This window comes from Enterobacter sp. CFEC122, assembly GCF_052983755.1.
Genome location: NZ_JBRIQR010000012.1, coordinates 132,638 through 140,784, shown reverse-complemented (window position 1 = coordinate 140,784; position 8,147 = coordinate 132,638). Strand labels below are relative to the sequence as shown.

Here is an 8,147-nt window from a genome sequence, read left to right as displayed (position 1 = left end):
GGATTTGTAGGCCGGGTAAGGCGAAGCCGCCACCCGGCAAAACAGGCTACTCGAGATCCGCCCCGTTACTCGCAATCACCTTCTTATACCATCCGAACGATTTCTTGCGTTTCCGTTCCAGCGTGCCGTTCCCGGCGTCGTCGCGGTCAACGTACACAAACCCGTAGCGTTTGCTCATCTCCCCCGTCGAGGCCGAGACCAGGTCAATGCAGCCCCAGGTGGTGTAGCCCATCAGCGGCACGCCGTCCTCAATCGCATCGCCCATTGCGCGGATGTGCTCGCGCAGGTAGCTAATGCGGTAGTCGTCGTTGATCTCGCCGTTTTCATCAACGACATCTTTCGCCCCCAGGCCGTTTTCCACCAGGAACAGCGGCTTCTGGTAGCGGTCGTACATCATGTTCATGGTGATGCGCAGCCCGAGCGGGTCGATGCCCCAGCCCCATTCGCTTACCTGGATGTGCGGGTTGCGCAGGGACTTCACGATGTTCGCCGCGCTGGTGTTGCCCGCGTTCATGTCCGCCGAGGCGCAGCGCGAGGCGTAGTAGCTAAACGAGACAAAATCGACGGTATTTTTCAGCAGTTCGTCATCGCCCGGGTCTTTCACAATCACGACGCCTTTCTCACGGAACACGCGGGCAGAGTAGGCCGGGTAGCTTCCGCGCGCCTGCACGTCGATAAAGAACAGGTTCTCGCGGTCTTTCTCCAGCGCCATCCACACGTCTTCCGGCTTGCAGGAGTAGGGGTAGAAGTTACCGCCCGCCAGCATGCAGCCGACCTGGTTTTCCGGGTTTACCTCGTGGGCAATTTTGGTCGCCAGCGCGCTCGCCACCAGCTCGTGGTGCGCGGCCTGGTATTTCACCTGGTCTTCGTTTTCGCCTTCCTCAAACACCAGTCCCGCGCCGGAAAACGGGCTGTGCAGCATGATGTTGATTTCGTTGAAGGTCAGCCAGTATTTCACCAACCCGTTAAATTCTTCGAAGCAGGTGCGGGCGTAGCGGGCGAAGAAATCGACCATCTTGCGGTTGCGCCAGGAGCCGTACTCCGTCACCAGGTGCATCGGCACGTCAAAGTGGCAGAGGGTCACCAGCGGCTCGATGTTGTACTTTTTGCACTCCTCGAACACCGCGCGGTAAAAGGCAATGCCTTCTTTGTTCGGCAGCGGCTCGTCGCCGTTCGGATAGAGGCGGCTCCAGGCGATCGAGGTGCGGAACACCGTAAAGCCCATCTCCGCCATCAGGGCGATGTCCTCTTTATAGCGATGGTAAAAATCAATCGCCTCGTGGCTCGGGTAGAACTCGTCGTCACGCAGCGAGAAACGCTTTTCCTTACCGAGCTTCACTGCCAGGCGATTCGCGCCGTGGGGGATCATATCGACCGTCGTCAGCCCTTTGCCGCCTTCACGGTAAGCCCCTTCGCTCTGGTTGGCGGCAAGCGCGCCGCCCCATAAAAATCCTTGTGGAAAAACAGACATTCTTACCTCGCTTTCAATTTATGCTTTTGCTGCGTTGTTCTGTACCGGTGCGGTCTGCAGGGCGCGCGCTTTTTCAGCCTCGTCTTCGACCGGAATATCCTCAAAGCCCAGTATCAGGGTCAGAATAAACGACAGCACCACTGCCAGACCCATCACGCCAAACACCCAGACGATGGTCATCGGGTTGGCCGGGTCGAAGAACTGCACGCTGGTGAACAGCCCCGGTGCCGCCATCGAATGGCTGGCAAGACCGGCTATGCCCGCCACCGCGCCGCAGATAAAGCCGCTGATCAGGCTGGCAATCAGCGGGCGTTTCAGACGGATCGCGACGCCGTACAGGGCCGGTTCAGAGATCCCCGCCATGATGGCGGAGGCCGCCGCCGCCAGCGCCGTCTGGCGCAGCTCCGGGTTTTTCGTTTTCCACGCCACCGCCAGCGACGAACCGCCGAGCGACAGGTTGGCGCCAATTTCCGACGGCATGACCATCCCTTCCTTGCCCGTTTCGGCAATGGTCTGAATGATGGTCGGCGTAAAGACGCGGTGCATCCCGGTCATCACCAGCAGCGGCCACAATGCGCCCATGATCGCCACGGAGAGCCAGCCCAGGTAGCCGTGAATGGTGTAGACCAGCGCGGAGATGGCGCTACCGATCCAGATCCCCAGCGGGCCAATCAGCACGATGGCGAGCGGGGCGGCAATCAGCACGATCAGCATCGGCTTGAGGAAGTTTTTCGTCACCGCCGGGGTGATGCGATCCACCCAGCGTTCGATGTACGAAAGGCACCAGGTCATCACCAGGGCGGGGATGACGGTGTAGGTGTATTTCACCGCCGTCACCGGGATAAAGGCGAACTCAACGTGCTCGCCCTGCGCGGCTTTCGCCATCAGCTCGATAAAGCTCGGGTGCACCAGCACGCCCGCAATGGCTATCGCCAGCGACATGTTGGTTTTGAATTTCACCGCCGCCGAGGCCGCCACCATCAGCGGCAGGAAGAAGAACGCGCCGTCGCCGATGACGGTCAAAATGGTGAGCGTCGGTGCGCCTTTGGGCAGCACGCCGGTCATCTCGAGGATCATCGCCAGCAGCTTGACCATCGAGCCGCCGATGATCGCCGGGATCAGCGGGGACATGGTGCCGATCAGCGCGTCGAGGATCCCGGCGCCAATGCGGCGTAACGTCAGCTTTTGCGGGCCTTCCGGCACCGCGGGCTGCAGGTCAGCGGGCAGCAGGCTTACCACCTCGCGGTACGCCTGAGAGACGGTATTGCCAATAATCACCTGGCACTGGTTGTCGTTACGCACCACGCCGAGCACGCCGCTGATGCTTTTCAGGCGCGCGGCGTCGGTGAGGGTTTCGTCTTTCAGAACGAAACGCAGTCGCGTCATGCAGTGGGTGACGGCGACGATGTTCTCTTTGCCGCCCAGCGCGCTGATAACGTCGTTCGCCAGCGCAGCGTAATTTTTGGCCATCGGATGTGATCCTGTTATCGTTGTGTGAAATGTAGGAAACCGGTTCCACATAATCATCATGAGTTTTTATGAATGAAACAAGATCGCTTTTTGACCATTTTTTCGTTTCGTGATGAATGTCGCAATGAGGTGCCGAAAGCGTGATGTCGCCGCTGCGACAATTTTTCTGCAGTGCAGTACACTGCCCGCATGAGTTTCGGATGGAAAAAAAACATGACCACGATGCTGGAAGTGGCGAAGCGGGCAGGCGTTTCGAAAGCGACGGTGTCCCGGGTGCTGTCGGGTAATGGCTACGTCAGCCAGGAGACCAAAGACCGGGTGTTTCAGGCCATTGAAGAGAGCGGCTATCGCCCAAATTTGCTGGCGCGCAACCTGGCGACCAAACGCACCCAGACGCTGGGCCTGGTGGTGACGAACACCCTTTATCACGGCGTCTACTTTAGCGAACTGCTGTTTCACGCCGCGCGCATGACCGAAGAGAAAGGGCGACAGCTGATCCTCGCGGACGGCAAGCACAGCGCCGATGAGGAGCGCGAGGCGATCCAGTATCTGCTGGATATGCGCTGCGACGCGGTGATCATCTATCCGCGTTTTCTGAGCGTGGATGAGATGGATGCGATCGTCGAGAAGTGCGAGCAGCCTATTATGGTGCTCAACCGCCGCCTGCGGAAAAACAGCAGCCACAGCGTCTGGTCCGATCATAAAGCCTCCAGCCAGGACGCGGTGTCACAGCTGATTGCGAAAGGGCATCGGGAGATCGCCTTTATCACCGGCTCGATGGATTCCCCCACCGGGGTCGAGCGTCTCTCCGGCTACAAGGACGCGCTGGCGCAGCACGGTATTCCGCTGCGCGAGGGGCTGATCGCGCAGGGGAAGTGGAACCCCGCCAGCGGCGCGGCGGCGGTGTCCGACCTGCTTGCGCGCGGTGAGCGCTTTACGGCGCTGGTGGCGAGCAATGACGATATGGCCATCGGTGCCCTGAAGCAGCTGCACGACAGCGGCGTGGCCACGCCGGACGCGGTGTCGGTGATCGGTTTCGACGATGTGGCCATCGCGCCCTACATCGTGCCGTCGCTCTCCAGCGTACGCATTCCGGTAACGGAGATGATTCAGGAGACCATCAGCCGCCTGATCTTCATGCTCGACGGCGGCGAGTTTAAATATCAGCAAACCTTCTCCGGCGAACTTGTCCTGCGCGACTCGGTTATTGACGGCCCGCACCGCTGATGTCGACAGCTGTCATCGTCATAAGTGACGATGACAGCGCCGCTGTGATTTTAAAAGCCCCATAAAATCAATGTGTTAATTATTGGCACGGTTTATGAATATCTCCGCGCATAACTGTAATGCTGGAGAAGCAGATGAACCGTTTTATTATGGCCGATGCCAGTAAGTGTATTGGTTGCCGTACCTGTGAAGTGGCGTGCGTGGTTTCCCATCAGGCGGAGCAGGACTGCGCGTCGCTCACCCCTGACACCTTCCTGCCGCGCATCCACGTCATCAAAGGCGTGAATATTTCTACCGCCGCCATCTGTCGCCAGTGCGAAGACGCACCGTGCGCGAACGTCTGCCCGAACGGGGCGATTAAACGCGAGAAAGGCTTTGTGCACGTGATGCAGGAGCGCTGCATTGGCTGCAAAACCTGCGTGGTTGCCTGCCCGTATGGCGCGATGGAGGTGGTGGTCCGTCCGGTGGTGCGCAACAGCGGCATGGGGCTGAGCGTGCGGGCGGAGAAAGCCGAAGCCAACAAGTGCGACCTGTGCTACCACCGTGAGGCCGGCCCGGCCTGTATGGAAGCCTGCCCGACGCACGCGCTGGTCTGCGTGGATCGCGACAAGCTTGAGCAGATGAGCGCCGAAAAGCGCCGTCGCGCGGCGTTCGACACCTCGTCATCACTGCTGTTCTGAACCGTATGAGCAGCAACGGCGTTCAGCTGCGGGTGCGCGGCAAGGTGCAGGGCGTGGGGTTTCGTCCCTTCGTCTGGCAGCTGGCGCAGGCGCTTCAGCTGACCGGTGACGTTTGCAATGACGGAGAGGGCGTGCTGGTGCGCCTCGCGGGTAATGGGGGGGCCTTTACCGCGAGGCTGCATCAGGACTGCCCGCCGCTGGCACGCATTGATCGCGTGGAAGCGCAGCCGTTTACCTGGGCGCACGTGCCGGAGGACTTTACCATCCGCCACAGCGCAGGCGGGACGATGGACACCCAGATTGTCCCCGATGCCGCGACATGCCCGGCGTGTCTGGCTGAGATGGGCGACCCACGCGAACGCCGCTATCGCTATCCGTTTATCAACTGCACCCACTGCGGGCCGCGGTTTACCATTATCCGCGCCATGCCCTACGACCGCCCGGCCACGGCAATGGCGCCGTTCCCGCTCTGTGTGCCGTGTGAAGCAGAGTACCGTAATCCTGCCGACCGCCGTTTTCACGCCCAGCCGGTCGCCTGCCCGGACTGCGGACCCGCGCTGGCGTGGCGTGCGGGCGACATGACCGCTGAGCGCGAGGCTGCGCTGCGCGCGGCGGTAGCGATGCTGAAAAGCGGCGGTATTGTTGCGGTTAAAGGTCTGGGCGGCTTTCACCTCGTCTGCGATGCGCGTAACCCGCAGGCGGTCGCGACGCTTCGGTCACGCAAGCAGCGCCCGTCGAAGCCGCTGGCGGTAATGATCCCGCATGCGGATGACCTGCCGGAGACGGTTCAGGCGCTGCTACGCTCACCCGCCGCACCCATTGTGCTCACGCCAAAAGCCTGGCTGCCCGCCTTCCCGGAAGGTATCGCGCCCGGTCTGGATACCGTGGGCATCATGCTTCCTGCGAACCCGCTGCAGCATCTTCTGATGATGGACTGTCAGCGCCCGCTGGTGATGACCTCCGGCAACCTCAGCGGCAGACCGCCTGCCGTCACCAACCGCCAGGCGCTGGATGAGCTCAGCGGCATCGCGGACGGCTTCCTGCTGCATAACCGCGATATCCTGCAGCGGATGGACGATTCGGTGATGGATCGGGACGGTGCGATGCTGCGCCGCGCGCGCGGTTTTGTGCCGGATGCCATCACGCTGCCTGCCGGGTTCGACAATATTCCCGCCATGCTGTGCACCGGGGCGGAGATGAAAAACACCTTCTGCCTGGTGCGTGGGAACCAGGCGGTGCTGAGCCAGCATTTTGGCGATCTCGGAGACGAGGGTGTGGAAGCGCAGTGGCGTTCCGCGCTGTCGGTGATGCAGGACATTTACGCCTTTCAGCCGACGCGCGTGGTGTGCGATGCCCATCCGGGGTATCGCGCTCGCCAGTGGGCGCAGGCGCAGGCGTTGCCCCTTGAAGAGGTACACCACCATCACGCTCACGCCGCGGCGTGCCTGGCCGAAAACGGCTGGCCGCGCGAGGGCGGAGACGTTATCGCCCTGACGCTGGACGGGATCGGCATGGGGGAAAACAGCGCGCTGTGGGGCGGAGAGTGCCTGCGGGTCAGCTATCTCGAATACGCGCATCTGGGTGGCCTGCCTGCCGTTGCGCTGCCGGGTGGCGATCTGGCGGCGCGGCAGCCGTGGCGCAATCTGCTCGCCCACTGCCTGGCGTTTGTGCCTGACTGGCAGCAGTACCCGGAAACCCACGCGGTACAGCGCCAGAACTGGCCGCTGCTGGCGACGGCGATCCAGCGTGGCCTCAACGCGCCGCGGGCCTCGTCCTGCGGTCGCCTGTTTGATGCAGTCGCCTGCGCGCTGGGTATCGAAACCCAATCCTGGGAAGGTGAGGCCGCCTGCCGGCTGGAAGCCCTGGCATCGCAGTGCGCGGGTGTCGACCATCCGGTGACGCTGGACGCGGATAATCTCGCGCTTTTCTGGCAGCAGTGGCTGAGCTGGCAGGCGGAGCCCTGCGCGCGCGCCTGGGCGTTTCACGACGCGCTGGCAAAAGGGCTGGCGCAGCTCGCCGCGTTTCACGCCCGGCGCCTGTCGCTGTCGACAATCTGCCTCAGCGGCGGGGTATTGCACAACCGTCTGATGCGCGCGCGTCTGCGTCATTATCTTTCTGACTTTACGCTTCTTTTTCCTTCGCGCCTGCCCGCAGGTGACGGAGCGATCTCCTTCGGGCAGGCGGTGGTCGCCGCTGCCCGGTCATGTTTACAAAGGACTTAAAATGTTACGACTGTTACGCAATGAACCTCGCGCCGCGCTTCTGCTGCTGGCTCTGGTAATGGCAAACCTGCTGGCCTGGGGATGGGCATGGCACACCTTTAGCGGCAGCACGGCGCTGATGGCGGCAAGCCTGCTGGCGTGGTGCTACGGACTGCGTCATGCGGTGGACGCTGACCACATTGCCGCCATTGATACCGTGACGCGTAAGATGATGCAGCAGGGCAAACGCCCGTCCGGCGTGGGGGCGTGGTTCTCGCTGGGCCACTCCACCATCGTGGTGCTGGCCTCCATTGCCATCGCCGCCACCGCCACGGCGTTTCAGAAGAACATGGCGTGGTTCCACGAAACCGGCAGCCTGATAGGCACCGCCGTTTCCGCGACCTTCCTGCTGGCGATGGCGCTGGTGAATATGGTGATCCTGCGCGGCGTCTGGCGCAGTTTTCAGGCGCTAAAACGCGGCAGGCCGGTGCAGGACGACATCACGCTACCGGCTCAGGGCGGGGTAATGAACTGGCTGTTTGGCAAGACCTTCCGCCTCGTCAATAAAAGCTGGCAGATGTACCTGGTCGGTTTCCTGTTTGGTCTCGGCTTTGATACGGCCACCGAGATCGGCGTGCTGGGGATCTCTGCCGCCAGCGCGTCCAGCGGAATGTCGGTGTGGTCAATCATGATCTTCCCGGCACTCTTCGCCAGCGGCATGGCGCTGGTGGATACCCTCGACAACCTGCTGATGGTGGGTGCCTACGGCTGGGCGTTTAACAAACCGCAGCGCAAGCTTTACTACAACATGACCATCACCGGCACCTCCGTGGTGGTGGCGCTGTTTATCGGCGGGCTGGAAGCGCTGGGTCTGCTGATGGATAAATTTGCCCTCAGCGGCGGCCTCTGGGATCTGATTGGCGCGGTGAACGACAATCTGGGCAACGCCGGATTTGTCGTCGTGGGTCTGTTTGTCGCCTGCTGGCTGATCTCCATGGCGAATTACCGCTGGCGCGGCTACGACGCGCTGGTGGTACGTTCCTGAACGACCCAGTCCGGTGGCGCTCCGCTTGCACGGGTCTGCATGTAGGCCGGGTA

At 61.8% G+C, this 8,147-nt stretch carries 6 protein-coding genes; 4 read left to right on the top strand and 2 right to left on the bottom strand.

Going from position 1 to position 8,147, the window contains the following annotated elements; translation table 11 throughout:
* Positions 1-46 precede the first annotated feature (46 nt).
* On the bottom strand, positions 47-1,471 hold the full coding sequence (locus tag ACVCAM_RS10965) for a 6-phospho-beta-glucosidase (RefSeq protein WP_021241941.1): 1,425 nt from the start codon (positions 1,469-1,471) through the stop codon (positions 47-49).
* 18 nt (positions 1,472-1,489) lie between these two features.
* Positions 1,490-2,941: a PTS cellobiose/arbutin/salicin transporter subunit IIBC gene (gene ascF, locus ACVCAM_RS10960; protein ID WP_008499568.1), complete on the bottom strand. Its 1,452-nt coding sequence runs from the start codon at positions 2,939-2,941 to the stop codon at positions 1,490-1,492.
* A gap of 213 nt (positions 2,942-3,154) precedes the next feature.
* On the opposite strand from ascF, the gene ACVCAM_RS10955 reads away from it, so the two are divergent.
* The 4 genes from ACVCAM_RS10955 to ACVCAM_RS10940 all read left to right on the top strand — a co-directional run bounded on the left by ACVCAM_RS10955 (position 3,155) and on the right by ACVCAM_RS10940 (position 8,094).
* Positions 3,155-4,168 carry a LacI family DNA-binding transcriptional regulator gene (locus ACVCAM_RS10955; RefSeq protein ID WP_023325960.1) on the top strand — a complete coding sequence of 338 codons (1,014 nt, stop codon included), beginning with the start codon at positions 3,155-3,157 and terminating at the stop codon, positions 4,166-4,168.
* Between the two features lie 134 nt (positions 4,169-4,302).
* The gene (gene hydN / locus ACVCAM_RS10950) at positions 4,303-4,848 is read left to right on the top strand and encodes an electron transport protein HydN (RefSeq protein WP_008499565.1); all 546 of its coding nucleotides are present in this window, start codon (positions 4,303-4,305) and stop codon (positions 4,846-4,848) included.
* 5 nt (positions 4,849-4,853) lie between these two features.
* A complete protein-coding gene (gene hypF / locus ACVCAM_RS10945; RefSeq protein WP_447093594.1) occupies positions 4,854-7,070 on the top strand; it encodes a carbamoyltransferase HypF in 2,217 nt (738 codons plus the stop codon).
* 1 nt (position 7,071) lies between these two features.
* Entirely contained in the window at positions 7,072-8,094 is a 1,023-nt protein-coding gene (locus ACVCAM_RS10940; protein WP_021241944.1) for a HoxN/HupN/NixA family nickel/cobalt transporter, read from the top strand.
* Positions 8,095-8,147: the final 53 nt, after the last annotated feature.

What these genes read in the sequence shown, in the direction of transcription:
- ACVCAM_RS10965 (WP_021241941.1), bottom strand. Translation starts at nt 1,471, where the DNA reads ATGTCTGTTTTTCCACAAGGATTTTTATGGGGCGGCGCGCTTGCCGCC.
- ascF (WP_008499568.1), bottom strand. Translation starts at nt 2,941, where the DNA reads ATGGCCAAAAATTACGCTGCGCTGGCGAACGACGTTATCAGCGCGCTG.
- ACVCAM_RS10955 (WP_023325960.1), top strand. Translation starts at nt 3,155, where the DNA reads ATGACCACGATGCTGGAAGTGGCGAAGCGGGCAGGCGTTTCGAAAGCG.
- hydN (WP_008499565.1), top strand. Translation starts at nt 4,303, where the DNA reads ATGAACCGTTTTATTATGGCCGATGCCAGTAAGTGTATTGGTTGCCGT.
- hypF (WP_447093594.1), top strand. Translation starts at nt 4,854, where the DNA reads ATGAGCAGCAACGGCGTTCAGCTGCGGGTGCGCGGCAAGGTGCAGGGC.
- ACVCAM_RS10940 (WP_021241944.1), top strand. Translation starts at nt 7,072, where the DNA reads ATGTTACGACTGTTACGCAATGAACCTCGCGCCGCGCTTCTGCTGCTG.